Source organism: Acinetobacter sp. MD2 (assembly GCF_035615575.1).
In the GTDB taxonomy this organism is placed as follows: domain Bacteria; phylum Pseudomonadota; class Gammaproteobacteria; order Pseudomonadales; family Moraxellaceae; genus Acinetobacter.
Genome location: NZ_VTDK01000002.1, coordinates 341810 through 363227, shown reverse-complemented (window position 1 = coordinate 363227; position 21418 = coordinate 341810). Strand labels below are relative to the sequence as shown.

At 40.3% G+C, this 21418-nt stretch carries 22 protein-coding genes; 1 reads left to right on the top strand and 21 read right to left on the bottom strand.

What is annotated here, in order from left to right; all coding sequences use genetic code 11:
- Positions 1-170: transposase domain-containing protein (locus FXN70_RS04940; protein WP_324646385.1), on the top strand; the 170-nt coding region annotated here is incomplete at its 5' end.
- 234 nt (positions 171-404) lie between these two features.
- On the opposite strand, the gene FXN70_RS04935 is transcribed toward FXN70_RS04940, so the two are convergent.
- The 21 genes from FXN70_RS04935 to FXN70_RS04835 form a co-directional block, all read right to left on the bottom strand.
- The gene (locus FXN70_RS04935) at positions 405-4073 is read right to left on the bottom strand and encodes a GmrSD restriction endonuclease domain-containing protein (RefSeq protein WP_324646362.1); all 3669 of its coding nucleotides are present in this window, start codon (positions 4071-4073) and stop codon (positions 405-407) included.
- Positions 4074-4407: 334 nt separating this feature from the next.
- Positions 4408-5049: a 4'-phosphopantetheinyl transferase family protein gene (locus FXN70_RS04930; protein WP_324646361.1), complete on the bottom strand. Its 642-nt coding sequence runs from the start codon at positions 5047-5049 to the stop codon at positions 4408-4410.
- 20 nt (positions 5050-5069) lie between these two features.
- Positions 5070-5501 (bottom strand): excinuclease, encoded by a 432-nt coding sequence (locus FXN70_RS04925; protein ID WP_324646360.1) that lies wholly within the window; start codon positions 5499-5501, stop codon positions 5070-5072.
- Positions 5502-5531: 30 nt separating this feature from the next.
- A complete protein-coding gene (locus tag FXN70_RS04920) occupies positions 5532-5921 on the bottom strand; it encodes a hypothetical protein (RefSeq protein WP_324646359.1) in 390 nt (129 codons plus the stop codon).
- Positions 5922-5927: 6 nt separating this feature from the next.
- The gene (locus FXN70_RS04915) at positions 5928-7154 is read right to left on the bottom strand and encodes a beta-ketoacyl-ACP synthase (RefSeq protein ID WP_324646358.1); all 1227 of its coding nucleotides are present in this window, start codon (positions 7152-7154) and stop codon (positions 5928-5930) included.
- Positions 7154-7879: a 3-ketoacyl-ACP reductase FabG2 gene (locus FXN70_RS04910; RefSeq protein ID WP_324646357.1), complete on the bottom strand. Its 726-nt coding sequence runs from the start codon at positions 7877-7879 to the stop codon at positions 7154-7156. The genes FXN70_RS04915 and FXN70_RS04910 overlap by 1 nt, the downstream gene beginning before the upstream one ends.
- A 26-nt stretch (positions 7880-7905) precedes the next feature.
- Entirely contained in the window at positions 7906-8319 is a 414-nt protein-coding gene (locus FXN70_RS04905; RefSeq protein ID WP_324646356.1) for a 3-hydroxylacyl-ACP dehydratase, read from the bottom strand.
- Positions 8319-9509, bottom strand: coding sequence for a beta-ketoacyl-[acyl-carrier-protein] synthase family protein (locus tag FXN70_RS04900; RefSeq protein ID WP_324646355.1), 1191 nt, complete (start codon positions 9507-9509; stop codon positions 8319-8321). Before FXN70_RS04900 ends, FXN70_RS04905 begins: the two co-directional genes overlap by 1 nt.
- Entirely contained in the window at positions 9509-10045 is a 537-nt protein-coding gene (locus tag FXN70_RS04895) for a DUF3261 domain-containing protein (protein WP_324646354.1), read from the bottom strand. Before FXN70_RS04895 ends, FXN70_RS04900 begins: the two co-directional genes overlap by 1 nt.
- 1 nt (position 10046) lies before the next feature.
- Positions 10047-11342, bottom strand: a complete 1296-nt coding sequence (locus FXN70_RS04890; RefSeq protein ID WP_324646353.1) for an NAD(P)/FAD-dependent oxidoreductase — start codon at positions 11340-11342, stop codon at positions 10047-10049.
- 1 nt (position 11343) lies between these two features.
- Complete coding sequence (locus tag FXN70_RS04885; RefSeq protein WP_324646352.1) at positions 11344-13674, bottom strand: hypothetical protein; 2331 nt, start codon at positions 13672-13674, stop codon at positions 11344-11346.
- A complete protein-coding gene (locus tag FXN70_RS04880; RefSeq protein WP_324646384.1) occupies positions 13649-14227 on the bottom strand; it encodes an outer membrane lipoprotein carrier protein LolA in 579 nt (192 codons plus the stop codon). Before FXN70_RS04880 ends, FXN70_RS04885 begins: the two co-directional genes overlap by 26 nt.
- A 61-nt stretch (positions 14228-14288) precedes the next feature.
- Complete coding sequence (locus FXN70_RS04875; RefSeq protein WP_324646351.1) at positions 14289-14705, bottom strand: acyl-CoA thioesterase; 417 nt, start codon at positions 14703-14705, stop codon at positions 14289-14291.
- Complete coding sequence (locus tag FXN70_RS04870) at positions 14695-16251, bottom strand: aromatic amino acid ammonia-lyase (RefSeq protein WP_324646350.1); 1557 nt, start codon at positions 16249-16251, stop codon at positions 14695-14697. The genes FXN70_RS04875 and FXN70_RS04870 overlap by 11 nt, the downstream gene beginning before the upstream one ends.
- Positions 16248-17180 carry an acyltransferase gene (locus FXN70_RS04865; protein WP_324646349.1) on the bottom strand — a complete coding sequence of 311 codons (933 nt, stop codon included), beginning with the start codon at positions 17178-17180 and terminating at the stop codon, positions 16248-16250. The genes FXN70_RS04870 and FXN70_RS04865 overlap by 4 nt, the downstream gene beginning before the upstream one ends.
- Positions 17180-17926: a glycosyltransferase family 2 protein gene (locus tag FXN70_RS04860; RefSeq protein ID WP_324646348.1), complete on the bottom strand. Its 747-nt coding sequence runs from the start codon at positions 17924-17926 to the stop codon at positions 17180-17182. Before FXN70_RS04860 ends, FXN70_RS04865 begins: the two co-directional genes overlap by 1 nt.
- The gene (locus FXN70_RS04855; RefSeq protein WP_324646347.1) at positions 17923-19593 is read right to left on the bottom strand and encodes an AMP-binding protein; all 1671 of its coding nucleotides are present in this window, start codon (positions 19591-19593) and stop codon (positions 17923-17925) included. Before FXN70_RS04855 ends, FXN70_RS04860 begins: the two co-directional genes overlap by 4 nt.
- Entirely contained in the window at positions 19590-20138 is a 549-nt protein-coding gene (locus FXN70_RS04850; RefSeq protein ID WP_324646346.1) for a septation protein IspZ, read from the bottom strand. Before FXN70_RS04850 ends, FXN70_RS04855 begins: the two co-directional genes overlap by 4 nt.
- Complete coding sequence (locus FXN70_RS04845; RefSeq protein WP_324646383.1) at positions 20123-20389, bottom strand: acyl carrier protein; 267 nt, start codon at positions 20387-20389, stop codon at positions 20123-20125. The genes FXN70_RS04850 and FXN70_RS04845 overlap by 16 nt, the downstream gene beginning before the upstream one ends.
- Positions 20390-20391: 2 nt before the next feature.
- The gene (locus FXN70_RS04840) at positions 20392-20655 is read right to left on the bottom strand and encodes a phosphopantetheine-binding protein (RefSeq protein WP_324646345.1); all 264 of its coding nucleotides are present in this window, start codon (positions 20653-20655) and stop codon (positions 20392-20394) included.
- A complete protein-coding gene (locus tag FXN70_RS04835) occupies positions 20639-21403 on the bottom strand; it encodes a lysophospholipid acyltransferase family protein (RefSeq protein WP_324646382.1) in 765 nt (254 codons plus the stop codon). The genes FXN70_RS04840 and FXN70_RS04835 overlap by 17 nt, the downstream gene beginning before the upstream one ends.
- Positions 21404-21418 lie beyond the last annotated feature (15 nt).

Here is a 21418-nt window from a genome sequence, read left to right as displayed (position 1 = left end):
GTTCATTGAGAAGTGGGCAACGAGCAGCCAATATCATGACCTTAATTCAGTCGGCAAAATTGAATGGTCTAGATCCGTATGCCTATTTGAGTGATGTGCTCAAAAGATTGCCGACCCATAAAATGAAAGATATTGAGGAATTGTTGCCTCATAAATGGAAACCTGCTTGAGTTCAAGTGGGGTTCAGCGGAGGCTTACATAAATATCCCCAAAATCCCACTTAAATCAAGTGCTGGTTCGGCAAGTACTTACTTTTGCTGTAAAACCTTTCTGATCATATTTGAGCTTTTGAAGCTTTTGAAGCTTTTGAAGCAGATTTTAAATTTTCATTGGAATATTTTATCCTTCATAATTTCTGAATTATTGAGACCAACTTAATAAAAGCTAAGTTAGTAATTCTCTCATCAATTGCTATTTTTTAAATTATTCACAGCATTTCGCACTTCTGTTTTTCCTACAATAATATGCTTCGTGACACTTGAATAAAGCTTTTCAAAATTTGTAAGTTCTATGTCTAAAGTAGAAATTAATTTATGGACTGACTGATCTTCAATATCGCTTAATGAAATTAAATTATGAAAAGTAAATATTTTTAAATCCAATAATTTAGATTGATTTTTAATAAGGTGTAAATACCATGCTTTAGGATAAGACAAATGATATTTAAGATTAATTTTTTCAGCAATAATACCTACTTCTACTGGTTTATTGTAATGATTCAAAATACCTAAAATTTCTGATAACAATTCCTGAACATTAATGTTCTTAAAAGCATTCTGAGCTAAAGCATACTCATGAGCAGAAATCCTAACAACCTTGCCCATATCCATGAGTTCATTCAGATAAAATGATGCATGATTCTCTGAGCCACTTCTAATCTGTTTTGCTAATGAATTACGAGTGACTGGCTTATTTGTACTTTCCATTAAGTTTAAGATCGTCTGTAATTGCCCTTGTGGCTTCACACCTGCTTGTAGACTTACCGTATCCGCACCCGATTTTCCATTAAAGTAAATCCCATAGTCTTCTCCAAAATTGCGAATGATATGACGCACTGGAAAATATTCGTATTGTTGAAGTACATCACTCAGTTCATAAATCTGCATATGTAAATTTGCTGTATTCAGATCAGAATTTCTCTCTAATATGTTTCTTACTTCCTCAGAAATTAAAGTGTAAGAATCTTTAGGTATTGGGAGGTATTTGATATGTGAATAACCACCACGATCACTTTGGAATAGATAATTTTTTTCTACAGCATCATTAATAGCATGATCTTGGCGTTCTTGGGGAAAAATACTAGTACAAATTTTTAACTCATCGGCCTTTTGATGAATTTCTCTAAAGTTTTGGCTTTCATTGAAATGTAACGCAGCCTGAACAACTGCTGGCATTTTTGATAATGAGTTCGGATATATCAACTCATCTTCACCATTTAGTTCTAATCTTAAATTACCAGAATTTATATTATGATAAATTGCATTTTGTGCAACTTGCGCGGTACTTCCAATACTATCTTGAATTAAGGATACAACCTGACTCATTTGTAGAGGCAATTTATTCCACAAACACCATTCTTCAACGAGATCATTGATATTAATATCTGGGAAAATTACTTTAGATAAATCATTTTTTTGAAAATCACACAATAAATCTAAGAAAGCTAAAAAATACTTGATATCACTAAATTCTTTAGCTAACAACGGATAAAGTTGGTTCATTTGACTTGTAGCGTTCTGATTGAGATTCTCCCAAATAGTTGATATCGAAACTCTCATACGTTTTCGTAAATCAATTAATCCCTTTTTCTCTATTTGACGTACACGCTCTCTAGTCAAGTTTAAAGACTCACCGATTTCTTCTAACGTCAGTGGCTTAGACTGATTTAATCCAAATCTTTTCTTTAAAATTTCTATCTCTCTTGGATCACCATATTTTATAAAACTCTCTAAATCTTCTGAAATATAACGATCCAAATCAAAAGTAGATAACGAGTCTTGTTCATCAACCTTAAAATAACCACTTTCATAAGCTTGTTGTTTCATGTCTCTAGCTTTATCAAAACTATCAAGCAACTGATATAAATGAGTAATAATGCTGTATTTAATTGTATCAGCTGGCTCTTTATCTACTTTTGTTGTAAAACTATGATTCGATAATTCATTTAAAATGAAATTTAAATTTAAATTTTCAGAATCTATATTGAGCCAAACACTTACTTTTTCCATAAATTTAATTTGTGTTTTTGACAGCTTTGCTAAATTAAGTTTCAAACCACCAAGAACAGTATCCTTTTTATAAGATGTGTTTAGTTCTTTAACCTCAAGAATTTTTCGTAATTTTGTCTCAATTTTTTCTCGACGGCTAATACAGAAATTCTCAAATTGATTTAAATCATTCGATAAATTATCAATGAGTTGGCTAGACATATACATTCTTTTTGAAGATTCATCTTCAAAGTAATTATTTAACCATACCGCAGGCTGTATCGCTTTTTTATCAACATTCACTGAGCCAGGAATAAGCTGTAAATTGGCTACCGTATTTGCTAAAACTTGTAGCTTATTCGTACTATCATTCTGGATATTCAGACGTTTCATTTTAGTTGGTGTAAAGATACTTTTTGGATAAATATGATCAATATGAGTTTCCATCAATCTGGTATCAGGGAAAACCAAAAGAAGTAAAGCCTTAATTTCCTTGTCTATACCGTATCGGAGGTCACATAGGCTTTTCACATCTTCTTCATTAAAGACTAATGACTTATCTTTATCTGCCATTGCCTGTTTAATGTTTTCAACAAAATAAACTGACAGATCTTCGCTAATTGCCTTACGAATATGAACCAATAAGCTTTCAAGGTTACTTGTCCAAGTTCCTTTTTTAAGCAAGCTAATCAGAAGTAAATTCTTCATTGCAGTTTTATCCATTGGACTAATTCTGTATTTAGTGCCATCTGGAGATACTAATATTTTTCTAAATATGTAATAAACAATAGGTAAAATAGCAACATCATGAATCAATAGCTGATTATCTACTCCAAACTCTTTTAGCATTTGGGTCGTCATCAAGAAAGATTCTTTTACGTCGTCCCAGTTTTCCTCCATAAAGACAATGTTTTCTTTACTGAAATTTGATAATTTAAAACTAAGGTTCCCCACCTCTCCTAACATCAGCCCTGCACGCAGAATCAAATCTTTTTCGAATTTAAAACCAGAGTCTTCGCGAATATTTTCTAATAACTCATTAATTTCTTCACGAGCATTTAATTTTGTCCACTGCGTAACAGTAAAAGATAACAATAAGTCTGAATATGACAATGGTGTCCCACCACTATTCATACGGATAAAAATACTTAGTACTTTCTCAATATTCTGTTCTTGTTCTGTATATGCAGACAATGCAGTATAATTGTTAATTTGCACATTTAAATCACTTAATAATGATTCTGCCTCATCCAAGACTTTGATCTGTTCATCATCTGACATTTCATGGAAATTCTTAGCTAAGTAGATACCCAGTTCACGACTAATTTGCATCAAATATTTAGTAGATTTATTTTTTGATTCACCATTAAGCATTTCACCAACTTTAATCCAATAATTATTTTTATCTTTTTTTTGTGCTTCCTCATTAGTCAAAAATTTAAAATCGTAAACCGTATTATCATCAGTATTCGGCTGACCAAATACATTAAGATAGAGATATGTTTCTTTACCAAATCTATTGGTATAAGAACCTCTTAAACCAATATTAAGCGATGTAATACGTTGTTGTCCATCCAAAACAGCAATATGCTGTTCTTGTGGAATATTCTCATAGTAGTCGCAATATTGGGTATACTTCTCATCATAATTCAGCATAAATTTATAAAATTTATACTTATCAATATTTTGCTTTTCTATATTCCAAAACAAGAATGTACCAAAAGGATAACCCTGCATTATAGAATCAAATAATTGGCAAATTTGATCTGGCTTCCATACGAATTCACGTTGAATCGCTGGTAGGATATACTTATTCTCTTGAACTTTTAGTAATAGCTCATTAATACTTCCAATTTGTTGGTACATCTTTTACCCTCTACATTTTCTTCAAAATTCATGTTGTTACTATATAAGACAATGATTTAAATTAATTTTTAATTACTAAATACATATCTTTAACATACAGCTTTAAGGCCTGTTCAAACTTTTTCACAAGTGATATGTGCTAAAAAATGGGGGAGTTCAACTTAATAAACAATATACTCATAAAAGTTTCTCAATAACGATATCAACTCATAGGTGGAGGCTTAAATTTTATGAATACACAGCCTATTCCTTAATATTGAATAATGAAAAACAGCACCCTCGAGTGCTTTTTTTGGAACCATTCCATTCACAATTGTAAAAATTATCGATCCCTTTAATCTACAGCATGCAAAATGATTTCAGGATTTTCCTGTAGCATGTGACGCCATGCCATAGTCACTATCGCCCCTGCATACTCAACATGTCGATAGCAAAAATTGCCTAAATCAGGATGCTGACATCTTCCCTGCATCAACCCAAACATCGCTTGGGTATTTAACTGATTCAAATCCATCCGAATCCCCAAACCACAGGCTTTTAAAATTGCTTCTTTGGTTGTCCAAACTTGAAACCAAAAGAAAGGATTTTCACCCGTGGCTTTCCATGCTTGGTATTCTTGTGGATGAAATGCATGCTGTGCAAAAGCATCAAAACGAACTTTACGTGCTAAAGATTCAACATCAATACCAATATTTGCCACGTTATGGCTGAACGCTAAAGCATAATGTTCACGGCCATGCGAATGATTAAAAGCAAAGTCAGGATAATTGGCTAAGAAGGGTTTCCCATACTCCATTTTATCAAACTGTAAATGGTCAATATTTACCTGTAATTGGTCAGCAAATAGCTGCGCACGATACAACTCAATTGCCTGACGCTGTCGGGCTTTTAGCTCACCTCGAGTTTGTATTGCTTGGTCTATTGTTGGTGCAAGCTGCGATAACAACCGACAGTAAATCTCTATTTTCTGCGTCATTATCGCAATTTACCCTGTTGTTAAAATTTAACCAAATCACCTTTTAAGGCAACGCCAACCACAGCCATACCTTTGTGGCATTCATATTGAGTTGCACTGCGATTTTCATTAGATTTGTAATAACTTACAATATTGGTCACGGCATTTGCACCACGCTTTTGTGCCGCATTTTGTAATTGAATTAGAGCTGAGCGAACCACCCAATCACATGCAGCTTCAGGAGTTTTCGCAAAACCATTCGATTTTTTATTGGTGACAACCCCTTTTTGAATCACTCGACCACCTGCTTTTGTTCCCGCTAAATAAAATTTCACAGAACCATCCAACGTGCCATCGGCAAGTGCATGCTGTACAGCTTCATTAAAATTAAATTGATGTACATCATCTGCGGCTTGTGCAGCGACGCTAAAGCCGAATGCGGCTACAGTAGCCACAACTAATTTTTTTAACATTTCCTTTTTCCTTTTTCTATCAACAATAAATTATAGTTTTGCCAGTTTTTGGAAGACACGACGGTCAAGACCGGCCTTGAATTTTAAAGCCTTGCGATGAATTTGACTGCCATGTTGGCTAAAATTTTGACTGGCTGTAATTTCTGAACGTACACGGTGCTGTTCAATAAAATACGTCACTTGTAAATAATGCCCACGATAATCTAAACCAGCCACAACACGATCAGGCGTAACGCTTTCAACCCTCCAATCTCGTTTTGATAGACTTTGAATACTGGTTTGAATTGAGGTCGTGATCGCCTGATCTTGAATTTGTGGGCTTAATGCCACAGTTGGCGACTGTGCAATTTGCCGAGTGGAACAGGCAGATAATCCGACTGCTAACGATAGTATGACCATCGCGCTTATTTTTTTTAGCATTTACTCTTATCCATTTGAACGTTTAAAAATAAGTGAAGTATTAATCCCACCAAAAGCAAAGTTATTGCTCATAATGATGTTAGCATCTAAAGTTCTTGTGGTATTTACAATATAATCTAGATCACCACAAAGGGGATCTATCTGATCTAAATTTAAGGTTGGGATAAACTGTTTGCGTTGCATCATTTCAATGCCAAGCCATGCTTCAATTGCTCCACATGCACCAAGCGTATGCCCAAAATAGCTTTTTAATGAGCTGATTGGCTTTTTACCCAATACCTGTGCAGTGGCTTGTGTTTCAGCAACATCGCCTTGGTCGGTCGATGTGCCATGTGCATTGACATAATCAATCTGCTCGGCACTTAAGTTGGCATCTTTTAAAGCCAACTGCATACAACGTGCCATCATGGCTTGGTCTGGACGGGTCACATGCTGACCATCGGTATTACTGCCATAACCCAAAACTTCGGCATAAATGGTCGCACCACGTGCCAATGCATGTTCACGTTCTTCTAAAATTAAACAGCTTGCGCCTTCACCAATCACCAATCCATCACGCTTAGCGTCAAAAGGTCGTGGCGATTTCTCAGGTGTATCATTCATGCCACTGGTGGCAAGCAATACATCAAATACCGCAGCGCCTGCTGCGCTGAGTTCTTCTGCGCCACCTGCAAGCATTACAGTTTGTTTGCCATATTTAATTGCCTCAAAAGCCTGGCCAATCGCCATTGAACCTGAAGTGCAGGCACTTGAGGTCGGTAAGGTTAAGCCTTTTAAGCCAAAATATACCGTCATATTCACGGCACTGGTATGTGACATCATGCGAATATAGGTGGTGGCATTCAACTGGGTCATGTCATTGTCAATCAGCATGCTCCCAAATTCACGCACAGCGTTCACACTACCTGCCGATGATCCAAATGCAACGCCAACATCACCACTTTTTAAAAGTTCGCTATTGAGCAAACCTGCATCAGTTAAGGCTGTTTCGGCACAAACCACAGACATTAAAGCCACACGCCCCATACCACGCGTGACTTTGCGATTAAAATGTTTTGGAATCGTAAATTGCTCGACTGGCCCGCCTAATTTAGTGCGTAAGTCCGTATATTTTTCCCAGTCGGGCATATAACGAATACCACTTTTTCCTGCGGCAAATTGTGCAAAAATTTCATCGGCAGTTTCACCCAATGAGGTAATACCTGACATACCGGTCACGACAACACGTTTCATCAAATAAGCCCTCCATTCACTGAAATGACCTGACGCGTGATATAACTTGCCTCATCCGAGCATAAAAATTTCACCACACTCGCCACTTCATCGGCTTCCCCCATTCGTTGCATCGGGATCATCTTTAAAGCATGGGCTTTGACTTCTTCTGTGACCATTTCGGTTTCAATTAACCCTGGTGCAACACAGTTTACGGTAATTTTACGTTTTGCTAATTCTAATGCGAGCGCCTTACTTGCCCCAATTAAGCCTGCCTTGGCTGCACTATAGTTAACTTGTCCACGGTTGCCCATAATCCCCGAAACAGAGGAAATCGTGACAATTCGTCCACCTTGACGCAAGTGAATCATCGGCATTACCAAAGGTTTAATCACATTATAAAAACCACCCAATGAGGTCGAAATGACTTCGTCCCAGTCTTGGTCGGTTAAAGCGGGAAAAGCACCATCATGGGTGAGCCCTGCATTGAGTACCACGCCATAAAATGCACCGTGTTGCTCAATGTCTTGTTCTAAGCAATGACGCACCGTTTCACGGTCATTGACATCAAATTGTAAGACATGACTTTGCTGCCCCAATTGCTGTATTTCTTGTACAACATTTTCAGCATCTTGCATGCGTGAACGGGCATGTACGGCAATATCAAAGCCTGCTTGTGCCAATTGTAAAGCAATCGCACGGCCAATACCGCGACTTGAACCCGTCACTAAAATTCGTTTACTCATGAATGATTCATCCATTATTTATATAGTTATGAATTAGGTTGATAGACGCTGAGCATAGCAGCAATTGTATGTTCTCCATCCTGCAATTCACATTGAAATTGCCCCAAACCTTCGTGCAAATACATTTGCTGCACTTTAATGCGTAATACACTGTTTAATTTAAAATGTGACATCGGCAAGTTCAGTTTTCGTGTCCCTAACAAATAGCCAATTTTAGGCGCTTGCCCGTGTTGCTGCCCATGATAGCCTGCAAATACAGCAATACTCTGTGCCATAATTTCAATTGCTGTCCAAGTCGGCAAGCCATCATCTTCATAGAAAATCAGCTCAGGGCGCACGGTCAGTTCCGTGATTGCATAATCCTCGCCAACATCACACACCAAATCAACAAAAATCATGGGAGCTTGATGAGGAATAAACTTGCTCGCATCTTGCTTCATCAAAAGTTTGCTCCAAAAATGAGGCTGATATTACTGCCACCAAAGGCAAAAGAGTTGCTCATGGCATAACGCAGTGGTTGTTTGACTTCTGAACATTGCACATAGTGCTGATCGGCAAGTTCTGGATCAATCGCACCATTATGATGTAATGGCAGCCACTGTTCTTGCAAAACTTGTTGGCAAATAAAGGCTTCTAATGCGCCTGCTGCACCTAAGCAATGTCCTGTTTGGTGTTTGGTACTGCTTAAATTGGGCCGATGTGCAGCAAAAATTTGACGTACCGCTTTAATCTCCATAGCATCATTTTGCGGCGTCGCTGTGCCATGTAAATTTAAATAATCAATATGTTCAGGCTGTAAGCCTGCAATATCTAACGCTTGCTGCATTGCTGCGGCAGCACCACGACCTTCAGGATGTGGCGCGGAAATATGCCATGCGTCCATCGACTCACCTGCGCTCATAAGCATCACAGGGGCAGCCTTTTTGCTTAGTAAAAATAAACTGGCTGCTTCGCCAATGTTAATACCATCACGTTCAAAGCCACATGGGCGGCATGTTGTTGCAGATAAACTTTCTAAACTTGCAAAGCCATTCAGCGTAAGTTGGCACAAGGTATCTACACCACCGACCAATACGGCATCGGCAAGGTCGGCATTAAGTAAGCGCTGCCCTGCCGCCATCGCTTTGGCACTTGAAGAACATGCCGTAGAAATGGTGTAGGCGATTCCTTGCCAATTTAAGTAATGTTTTAAGCCTTGAGCAAGGCTGTTCATTTCTTGTTTAAGATGAGAAAACGGTGCATTCGTTTTTTCATGAAAATATTGCTGTAACACGGGTTCGTTATCCGCAATACCCGAGGTTGATGTTCCCACAACAATTGCTAAACGATGCCGTGGCATGTCTGCGGTGCATGCATGAATCTGTGCTTCAATTTGCTGTAAAGCGGTAATGGCGAAACGTAAATTACGTGAATCAAATGCCTGTAATGGCTCAGCAAAAACCTGTTCTGTAAGCTTCGCACCAGATGCACCCACTAAGCAAGATTGCCCCAACAGCAAATCATCGCGTAGGCTCAAACAACTTGCAGTTTGGGTTAATGCTTGGCGTATATCGGCGTGTGTTTCGCCTAACGCCGACAAGCTCGCACTACACTGAATTCCGACTGGCTGTAAATGTTGAAGCTGCACCATCAATTTCCTGTTTGTAATGCCTCTGCGATGGGACTAAATACCATCGTATACGGCACATGTAAATTTTCGAGTTGTATTTGGTTTGGTTGCTGCACAATGGTCAATACATGCTGCTTGGCAATCGCAACTTGGGTGGTGTCGTGTTGTTGCTGTATAGCTACATTATTTTGCCCATATTGGATAAAATTGGGATAGGTCGCAAACAAAATATCGCGCACCACAAACTCAAATGGCAACAAACGCATTTGTGGAATGCGCTGTTCAACCTTAACCCGCTTACCATCAAAATTTAGCTTAAATAACACTTGCCCTGTTAGGCTCAACCCAAGTAACGATAAATTTTTGCCTTGCTGCTGTTGATACAACAAAAAACTAAAACTCTGACTTTTCCATTGAATTTCGACTTGGTCTTGACGCTGGTAACTTTGCGCCTGCCAAAGCGGTGCAGCCAAGGCTGGTGCAGTCGGATAAAAAGACTGACAGCCCCCCAATGCGACCACCGCACTCAGCACTAAAATTTTCCCCAAATGGCGCATTTTATTGCTCCAATGCCAGCATATTTGCACTTGCTTCACGGCAATATTCGGCAATCACACTTAAACGGCGTTTGGCATTTTTATGAATAGGATTATTCACATCCCATGCGTAACCGGCCAATAAAGAAGAAATCATTTCACGAATTTGCACTTGTTGTTTTGGACTAAACACCACATCTTGAAATTCGCCGTTGTACCAAGACTCGACATAGGCACGAAACACCTGAATGCCTTCGCGTAGTGGCTGCTCATAATCTTGCATCCAATTGACGGTTTCACCTTGCAATACGCGCTCAACCAATGGCACAGCTAAACTGGATGATTTTAATGCAATGGTTACACCTGATGAAAACACAGGGTCAAGAAACTCACCTGCATTACCCAATAGCGCATAATTATCGGCGGCCAAATGTTTGACATTGGCGGAATAGCCCACCAAAGTCCGTACCGGCGTATCAAATTTCGCCTGACTTAATACCTGTGATAATGCAGGTTCATCCTGCAAAATTTTCTTAAATAAAGCTTCTAATGCTTCGGCACTGTCATCGCCTGTATACCCATAATGATCAAAAAAGTCTTGCTCGGCCACAATTCCAAAAGATGAACGTCCATCGGCAAATGGAATCAGCCAATACCATGCACGATGGTCTTTTTCATGCACGGTAATTAAAATTTTCTCACGGTCAAAATCAGGCTGATCATTAATCCCATCTTCAATATGGGTAAAAATAGCACGGCGAATTGGAAAGTCGGATGGACTTTCTAAGTCTAATAATTTCGGTAACACTCGCCCAAAACCACTGGCATCGAGTAAAAATTTGCCTTGAATTTGGTAGCTTTCGCCTGCTTCATCACGTACGGTTAAAATCGGCTGTGCCGTATCAACGTCAACTGCTAAAACTTCATGTCCATAACGAATGTCTGCACCATAGGCTTCTGCCTGACGTGCAAGTAAGTGGTCAAAATTAGCACGTCGCACTTGCCATGTTGTACCTGGCCCATCACTAAATTTTTCACGAAAATCATAAAAACTGCGTTGCTGACCACGTAAAAAGCTTGCACCATTTTTATATTGGAAAGCAAATTCTTCAACATGCTCACGCACAGTATCGAGCAAACCTGCTTCCTCTAAAAACACCATGCTTTGTGGCAACAAAGATTCCCCAATCGAAAAACGCGGAAAATGTTGGCGCTCTACAATGACTACTTGATGCCCCTTTTGGCGCAACAATGCTGCCGCCGAAGCCCCTGCTGGCCCCGCCCCAATGATCACAATTTCGGTCTGTTGTATTGACATATTAATCCAAATCTCGTTGTTGCTTTAATGTGCTAATCATTTGATATTTCGGATCAGCCATCGTAAATAATGTCGCATAAATAAATGAGAAAACTACGCCTAGCAGCACCGTTAAACCAAAGCAATGAATGGCATAGGTATGACTAAATGAGAGCAATCCAAAGCCAAGTAAGGTCGACAACATACATAAAAATAACGCCATACTGACCACCTTAGGATGATCATGTCCATGCCGATAAAAAATGGCGTAATCAACCCCAATGCCCATAATTAAGAAGGTGCCCATAATGCTAAATACATTAATTTCAACCCCAAGCCACGCTTGTACCGCAAAGGTTGAAAGCAATGCCATACTCACAGGTAAAACCAAAGGAATCACCGAATGTATGCCATAAATCAGCGCCAGAACCACCGCTAAACCTAGCAATGCCCAACACAATAGCCACTGTGCTTGCTCCCGATAATCTTGGAACATTTGCGACAAAGTTTGAATCGGCTGTTGCAACTGAACACTTGGGTTTTGTAAAGCTTTTATTGCTTTTACATCGTGAATCCCTTGCAACAAAATTAAACGGCGCTGTGGATTTTGCTGTAAAAAATACAGTGGATGTTGACGAAAATCTTGCACAGTCAGCAATGGCTGTTGCGACAAACCTTGCTGCCATGCCAACACTTCACTTACAGGTAAGTCCAACATTTTTGCATGCTGAACAAGGGCGGCTTTTGGAATACTTTCTAATAACTGGCGGTTATGTTGTTGCTGTTGTTGTGAGGGTAGCCATTGCCCCAAAGCCTGAAAACCTTGTAATTTTCCTTGGCTCTGTAATTGCTGCAATTGGCTAATTAACTGCTGTTCACGCTGCTCAAGTTGTGTAATTGATGACGCATGAATAACAAAATAATCACTCGATTGCTGCTGAGCAAAACGCTGACGAATATATTGATCTTCTTGTTTAAGCGTGGCATCCATACTTTGTAAATTACGAATATCATCATTACTGCGTAAACTGAATAAACTGACGCCGCCCACCAGTAAAATAACAACAATTGCCCCATAACGCAGTTTGGTCTGTGCTTGAAAATATTGGCGTGCCTGTCCCAACCACTGCAAACGCTGAATGGCAGGCTCGGCATTTAAAGCAGGTAAACGTGGTAACAGTAAAATACTGGTGATCCATGCCGAGATTAAGCCCACCACCGAAAACACGGCAATTTGGCGGAAACCTGGAAATGGGGTAAAACTTAAAACCAAATAAGCCACAACAGTCGTCATTAACCCCATAAACAAACTTGGCAATAAGGGACTAAGAATTTGAAAGCCTTTTAAGTCACGGTGCTGCGATTGCAATGCCATAAAATAAAAAGAAAAATCGACACACACCCCAATTAAGCTTGCCCCAAACACAAGCGTGACCATATGGATTTCACCAAAATAGCCATGTGTTAGGGTCAAAGCCACCAAGCTGCCACTCGTCACAGTAATGAACTCGGTCAGCATCGGACGTAATGAGCGAAAACCAAACCACACCAAAAAAATTAACCCAAGGCTTGAACCTAAGCCAATAGTGGAAATTTCTTGTTGCGCCGATTGCGTACCAAAACTGGCAAAAATGAGCGTGCCTGTCCAATGGCTCAGCGCTTGTTGCTGATTCAACTCGGCTTTGGTTTGCTTAATCCATTGGCTGACTTTTTCTTGGTAATCAATATTATACGGACTACCTGTAAGCTCTAACACCAACAAACGCGAAACTTTATTGGCATCGTGTACTGTAGCAAAGCCCTGTTCTAACTGAATATTTTGCGTATTATGCGTTGCCAAACCCACTGCATAACGTGGGAATAACAACAATGGGTCACGCTGTAGCAACTCTGCGGTAACAGGCATGCCAGGGCTCATCAGTTGCAATAAGCTTTGCTCAGACAAAGCTTGATAATCTTTTTGCTCAAGCAATTGCTGATCTTGTCCGCTTAACAACCCAACCCGATGTTCAAACAGCACTTTACCAAACTGCTGACTATTGAACTGTGGACGCAAAGGTTGAAGCAAAGTGGTCTTTGCCACTTGCTGTTGCAAACGCTGCGTGGCTTGATCGACCACCTGTGAGGTCGCTCCATCAATCACCACAAAAATTTTATTGTTGAGTTGATCATTGACATAATTTTGCGTTGCGGCTAAATCTTGTTGCTGACTTAACTGCGGTAATAACGCAAAAATATTGGTCTGAACATGAACTTCTTTTTTAAACCACAGCCAACCCATCCACAAGCCGCAGCATAATAAAAAGATCAGCCATAAAACGGTGGCTTTATTTTGCCAATTGGAAGAGCGCATTTTCTTGAACTGTTAGGTTTTGAGACTGACTGGTCTGCTGGCTAAAATTAATTTGGGTGAGGTTGTTGTCTTTTTCTTGAATCACAATTTGATTTACAAAACGAGCACCTTTAACATCCACTTGCTTAAACAATTGTTTGAATAGACTACTTTTCGGCGTTAACGTCACGTCCCAATTTTGCTGATTCTGATTGACACGCACAATGTTAAAGTTGCTCGCAAGCGCCTTTTCATCGCCAGCCATCAATTGTAAAAATAAAGTTGCCACCGAACCATAAGGTGATTGCTGCACATTAATTTGACTGAATGTCCGCTGCGTTTTTTGCACTACTTTTTGTGGCGTAACCACCAAATCGGCTTGCACAGGGCTATGCATTTGCCACAAAACGCCACGTTGCTTGCTAAATACCACAGCCCCTTTCGAAACATACGTTTTATTCAGCGAACTTAATTGTTTGCGTTGTTCAAACTGCGCATGCACAATTGGCGCAGCAGACACTTGGCTAAAAATGTCACGTGCCTGATCAATCGTCGCGGCCAAACTAACTTGCATAGCGGATGCTGCTAAAATCAGCATTGCCCCAAAACGATAATTCAATTTCATTTTTTCATCCTTAGGGCTGAAAACCCGTCCATGCATTCAAACAATCGAATAAAACCTGTGGCGATTGCAAACATAATTCACGGCTTTGAATATTGACAGCCACTTGCGTGGTATAACCTTTGGTTAAACGCTTGCCTGTTTCGGCATCAAAGACCAAATAGTCGATTTTTAAACGATTTTCCCATTCTTTTAAAATGGCACGCACACGAATTTTTTGCTGAAACTCAATGCCATAAACATAACGCACGTGGCTTTCAATCACAGGCCACACATAACCTGAAGCCTTCATTTGCATATAGTTATAGTTAAATTGATCGAGCAACGCACAGCGGGCAATTTCAAAATATTTTAAATAATGTCCATGCCAAACCACATTCATGCTATCTACATCGTGAAATGGCACATCAATCATAACTTCAGCTTGCATGCAGTGTCTCCAATTGGCTAAACCATGATGTATGACTGAGCTGTAGTTGTTCTAAACGATTCACCAAGTTTTGTAGCTCGGCTTGTAATGGACGGTCTTCTTTAAGTAACGCAAAACTGTCCAACACCCATGCTACGAACTTTGCCAATACAGGGCTCAGCTGTTCTTCGCCCCCTCGTAAATGAATCGCTTGCACACTGGCACAGCACAGTGCAGCAATCACTTGCTCTGTTAACACCATCACCCGTGTTGCATCACGTGCGGCAATAGTGCCCATGCTGACTTTATCTTGATTATGGCATTCGGTTGAACGCGAGAAAATCGAAGCAGGCAAGGTGTGCTTTAAAGCTTCGGCTGTCCATGCAGAAACTGCAATTTGTACAGCTTTAAAACCGTGGTTTAACGGCAAACGTTCGGCTGTCGCCCCTGATAAATTACGCGGCAAACCTTGGTTCATTTTGTAATCGACCAATTGCGCCAATTGTCGGTCAAGTAAATCGGCAATATTGGCCACCATTAATTTTAAGCTGTCCATTGCCTGTGCAATGTGTCCACCATAAAAATGTCCACCATGTAACACGCGTAAATTTACAGGGTCAATCAGTGGATTATCATTACTTGAGTTCAATTCATTTTCGATAAATTGACGCAACCAAACTTTAGAATCTTCAAACACACCAATCACATGTGGCGCACAACGTAGTGAATAGCGGTCTTGCAAACGTGAGCTTTGATGCTCGGTTTGGGTTTGGGCATTCAGCATGTGGCGTAAAAGTGCAGCAATATGTTGCTGCCCTATATGTGGCTTTTGTGCAAATAACACTTGGTCAAAATGGCTTGGATTCCCCTCTAAAGCCAATACATTAAGTGCAGTAATTAAAGTCGCAGCATAGGCCACTTGCTCAGCTTTCTTATAATTTAAACAGGCAATTGCTGTCATCACTGCCGTGCCATTCATCAACGCTAAGCCTTCTTTCGGACGTAAACACAGTGGCTCAATTTGGTAATGTGCGTAGACCTGTTGCATCGGCACAATATTGCCCTGCCAATACACATCACGCTCACCCACCAATGCCCCTGCAATATACGACAATGGTGTTAAGTCACCACTGGCACCAACCGAACCTTCCGAAGGAATCACTGGAATAACATTTTCATTGAGCATCCACACCAAACGTTCTAGTAACCTAAGCGACACACCTGAATAACCCCGAGCCAATGAACATAAGCGGACTAGTACGACCGCACGTGCGGTCATGACATCTAAATTTTCGCCCATCCCACAGCCATGAAACCGTGACAATTGCAACGGTAATTCATGCACTAAATCTTTTGGAATTTCAACCAAACACGAGTCGCCATAGCCTGTGGTCACGCCATAAATCACGCCTTCTTCATCTAGCAGTTGATCTAAGAAATCTGCACCTGTTTGAATGCGCTCACGCCATGTACTCGAGTCAGGTAAGGCAACAGCAACATATTGCTGTGCCACCTTTAGCACATCTTCAATCTGTAGGGCATGTTCCCCAACAATAAGTGGTGTCATTCCTGAATCTTCCAAAACTGATAAAAATTAAACCATTGATACGGTGCACGTAGGCAATGCTGTTCTAATAAATGAATATAAACTTGTGTAAATATCGCCATTTGAGTCAAACGCGCCTGACGCGGTAAATCAATTTTTTCAGCTATCGGATGAAAATGCACTTCAAAATTTTCCTTAAACCGATAACAAAAACAAGCAATTACAGGCACTTTAAGTAAATTAGCCAAAACCCATGCACCTTGCGGCCATGCGGCTGTTTGACCTAGAAAGCTTAAGCGTTGAGTCCGATCTGAATGAATTGGCACGCGATCTGCCGCAATCACCACCCATTCTCCTGCTTCAACTTTTTGCTGTAATAACAGCATAGTGTCGATACCCAGCTCATCTACTGCAATTAAATTGACATGGTTGGTCTGGCTAATTTTTTGCAAAAATTGATTAAACTGTGCCGCATGCTTTTGATAAACCAATACATTAATTTTTTGGCGATGTGATGACTTCAACGCACGTAACAGCTCGATATTGCCAAAATGCGACACCAATACCACCAAGCCTTGCCCATAATGTCGACTTAAATGTGTATGCCCAAAAATTTTCACTTGTTGATCGGGAATTTTTCCCAACCAGCCCTGCATTTTATCGACGATCGCTTCAGCAAAAGTTAAAAAATGTTGGTAACTTTGTATCCATGTTGGCCTGTTTTGAAACGGCGACTGTGCTTGTGCAAAATGATGTAACCGTTGTAAATAATGCAGTGATGCCTGCCGTGCTGCACGAGAACATAGCCAATACCACATCACAATAAAATACAAAATGGCTTGTACAAAGCCGCGCCCAAACACCCGATACAACCAAAGTACGAGCAGCAAAGGAAACATGCCACCTTTTTCTTTGATCTCATTCCATGTATTCGGACGTGGCACAGACATTAACGCCGACCTTTTACACGTTGCGTGATTAACTTTGGAAAACGACACAGCATGCCTGCAAAAAGGCGAGAATGCATCTTTGTGAGTACCCAATTATCTTCCCACACCCGAAAGTGTGACACGCCATGCTCAGGATAAATTACAGGGGTATCAATATTGCGAAAATGGAGACCCGCCCAACCTAAGCGCACCAAAATTTCACTGTCAAAACCCATACGCTGCGGTAGATGATGCTGATTCACAATCTTTAAAGTTTCAGCCAATGGGTAAATCCGAAAACCACACATGCTGTCTTTAATCTCTAAAGATAAACTGTTAATCCATACCCAAATATGCGTCATATAACGCCCGTACAAGCGTTTTTTCGGCACAGATGCATCAAAAACTGGACAACCAATCACCACATCTGTTGGATGCAGCTCAGAAATAGCAATAAATTTTTCAATATCTTGCCAACGATGTTGCCCATCGGCATCAAGCTGTAACGCATGACTACAACCCATTTCAGCAGCTTTTTTCAGCCCCGTCATGACCGCCTGACCTTTACCCATATTCTGTGCATGCTCAAGCAAGGTCATTTGTGAATATTGCTGAGCTAAGTCGCCAAGAATAGCTGATGTTTGAGCATCACTGCCATCGTTCACCACAATGATCGGATGCGGCAATACGGCTAAATATGCCACTAAATCGACTAAACAATCGGGATGATTATAAACAGGAATCACGCAAGCAAGTTGATAACTCATGCACCCAACTCCTCATGCAAAGTAAACAATAACCGCCCTGAAGCTAAGGTTTTTTCAGCTTTTTTTAGCTGAAATTCAACTTTGTGCTGTGCCCGTACCAAATTCAGTTCAAGTACATCATAGGGGCAAATTAAGTCTTGAAATTTAAGCTGTTCACAGCCACAACAATGGGCTAAATCGCCCCATACTTGCCGTGCAAAGTGCTGCAAAAATGCAATTTGCCCCACACCGGGATAAATAGGATGATGAGGAAAATGCCCTTTAAAACACTGTAGCTCAGGGAGAAATTCAAGTTGGAATATCACTTTTTCTGCTTCATGCTGAGATGACAACACCAAAGGATATTGCGGGTCTTGAAACAGTTGTAGCATATCGTTCCGATTTAATTTTGACTGACTATTTTGTGGTAATTGAGACACAAACCGCCATTGGCGCGGAATGGCTAAACGCTCTAATATAGGCTGTAACTGCTGTTTGATTTGGCTCACCATCGCAGCTTTACCATGAGTTTTTAATGCAGCAACAACGTCTGTATTTAACACAGCAACACAACCTAACAAGCAACGCTGCTGATGTGGAATAAGCAAGACATGACATTGCTCAATCGCCTCTAATTGCTGAATTTTTTGTTCAATTTCATCTAAACTTAAACGTTTTTCTTCCAATTTTACAATTCGGTCGACTCTCCCCAACAAGCGAAAAGGACTCTTTAAATTATTAGGTTGTATTAATTCAACACGATCACCCGTCGCCACCCAATTAGTTGTCTCACAGGCATGCAAGCTTCGAATAGACAATTGCATTTGTGCATCGCTTGATACATCAACATTACTAAAAGGTTGCCAAAGTGCATCATCAGCATGGCGATAAGCAATCCCACCTGTTTCAGAACTACCAAATACTTCTGTCACCGTAATATTGATATTGGCACGAATGCCTGATTCAAGCTTTCCACCCGATGAATACACTGCTGCACAGTGCTGTAATTCAACAGTATCCGACCATCGCTTGAGTAAAGCAGGACTACTAATCACAAAATTTAAATAGCCTTGCCTGTGCAATTGTTGCTGCGCTTGCACCACATATTCAGGATAAATAAGTTGTTCACGGTAAAAAATTCGTCCCGTGGCAAGTGGCAATAGCACTTTAAATAACAAGCCATAAATATGCTGATGACTGACCGTTGCTATCGCAACCGCTTGTTCAGGTAAACTAAAACTGCTAGCAAGCCCTTGCACTTCAGCCAAAAGTTGCTGCAACGAACGTAATATTTGTTTGGGTTGCCCAGTTGAACCCGAAGTAAAAAAGACAATTTCGCTGTGTTGTAATAATTCATCTGAAATGGGTTGAACCTGTGCCGCTACAACATGAGCTTGGCGCTGTAAAAAGGCGATGCCCTGCTCGGCTAATTGCTGTTGTAATTGCTGCACCTGATTCGGTGGTAAAATCACACGTTTTTTTGCTACTACACTGGCAAAAAACAGCACTAAGAACTCATAACTGTCGGATTCCCACAATGCAAATTGTGTCGCGGGCAAAGTTGCAATAGTGTGTGCTTGCGCAGCGACATCTTGCCAAAACGCAGAGAATAAAATCGGCTGAACCTGTGCATCAAAACACAAGGGACGCTCTGCTGTTAAATAAGCATTAAAATGGACATTTTTCATTGTTGATGTATTCGTTGTTGTCGCTTACGTAAAATAAACTCACCGCCCAATAAAATACCCATGAGCAAATAAGACACTAATCCGTTGTAAAGCACCCAAATCTGCATCGGAGCAAAAAATACGGTATACAGCGCAATACAGGCATTAATGAAGAAAAAACCACACCATACCATCGTCACTTTACGCGTCCATATCACGCCCGACTCAGGTAAATCTGGCTCAAAAACACGTGCAAATCGCTCAATCATAGAGGGTGGACGTAGTAAGGTCATCGCAAAAATGCTGAGTGCGGCCAAACTCATCGCCACAGGATAAAATTTTAACCATGCCTGATCTTTAAAAATCAAACTGAGCGTACCCGCGGCAATCGCTAAAAATGTTAAAGGTAACATTGGACTTTTTTGCCCAACAAAATAGCGCACCACACCCATTACTATCAGTAAGATGCTGATTTCCCAAAGTTTGCCATGTGACAAACTCCAACCCACCAAAAAAGGATAAGCTAGCAACAAGCTAGCCATCAGTAACTTTATAAACTTGGACATTCTTTGGTCATATTTTGAATAACCGTCACCACATCTTGTACGGTACGGACATTTTTAAAATCTTCAGGTTTCACTTGCTTACCTGTAAGCTGTTTAATTTTCACAACCAAATCAACTGCATCAATACTGTCCACATCTAAATCAGTATACAGGTTCGATTCAAGTTGAATACTTTCAGGCTCAATTTCAAAAAGCTCTTCCATCCATTCACGTAATTGTTCGAGAATATATTCTTGGCTTAACATCATGATTTTTACCCAGCTTGTGCTTGCATTTCAACGAGTTGAACTAAACTTTGAATCGACTGAAAATATTTTTTAGTATCTTCTGATTCCGCATTTAAATGAATGTTATAGCGTTTTTTTAAAGCCAAACCTAGTTCAAGTGCATCAATCGAATCTAAACCTAAGCCTTCATTAAATAAAGGTGCTTCATTATCAATATCTTGAATTGAAATATCTTCTAAAACCAAAACATCAATAATCATTTGTTTTAGCTCATCAGCAAGATTGCTCATGCTTACCTAACTCCCGAGAAAATAGCTGAGAAAAAAATTGATTTAAGAGACGGACATTTTTAGGATTTACTGTCACGTCGTCTAGAATATGATCGACTTGAACAGCATCAAGTACATCAATTTGCAAATGAAAAGCGCGAGACGGAATATGATACCACTTTTCATTTTTAGTCAGCGTAGACGGCGTACAGCGAATTAAAATCGGACGAATGGGCACTTGAGCACGTAGCGCAATATTCGCAGCGCCTCGCTGAAATTCATTCAAACATTGCCCTTGTTCAGTCCGCGTACCTTCTGGAAAAATAATAAGTGATGCTGCATTTTTTTCCTGTAGGCGCTTTACACAATCTTGAATAAATTGCTCTGAACCTTCATTTAAGATGTAAGCTGCGCCCCGCACTGGTCCTCGCGTAAAAGGATTTCGCCACAATCCTTGTTTAACCACGCAGTTTGCTTTAGGCATCAGTCCAATCAGCATAACAACATCAATTAAGGTGGGATGATTCGCAATGACCAACTCACCTTGGCTTTGGGCTAATTTATCAATACCATTGACCTGATAGGTCAGAACCCCCAATTTCGCCATCATGTCAATAAAGCCATGAAAACTATGCCGAATGACTTGTTGAGTAAGCTCGATCTGCCGCTCACGATCTTTGGTATATAACTTCACTGTAGGTGAAATCACGCTACCAATAGCCAAACCACCTATGCCAAAACTGGCAAAACTAAAGCCCGTTGCTAACATCCGCCAAGCATAATT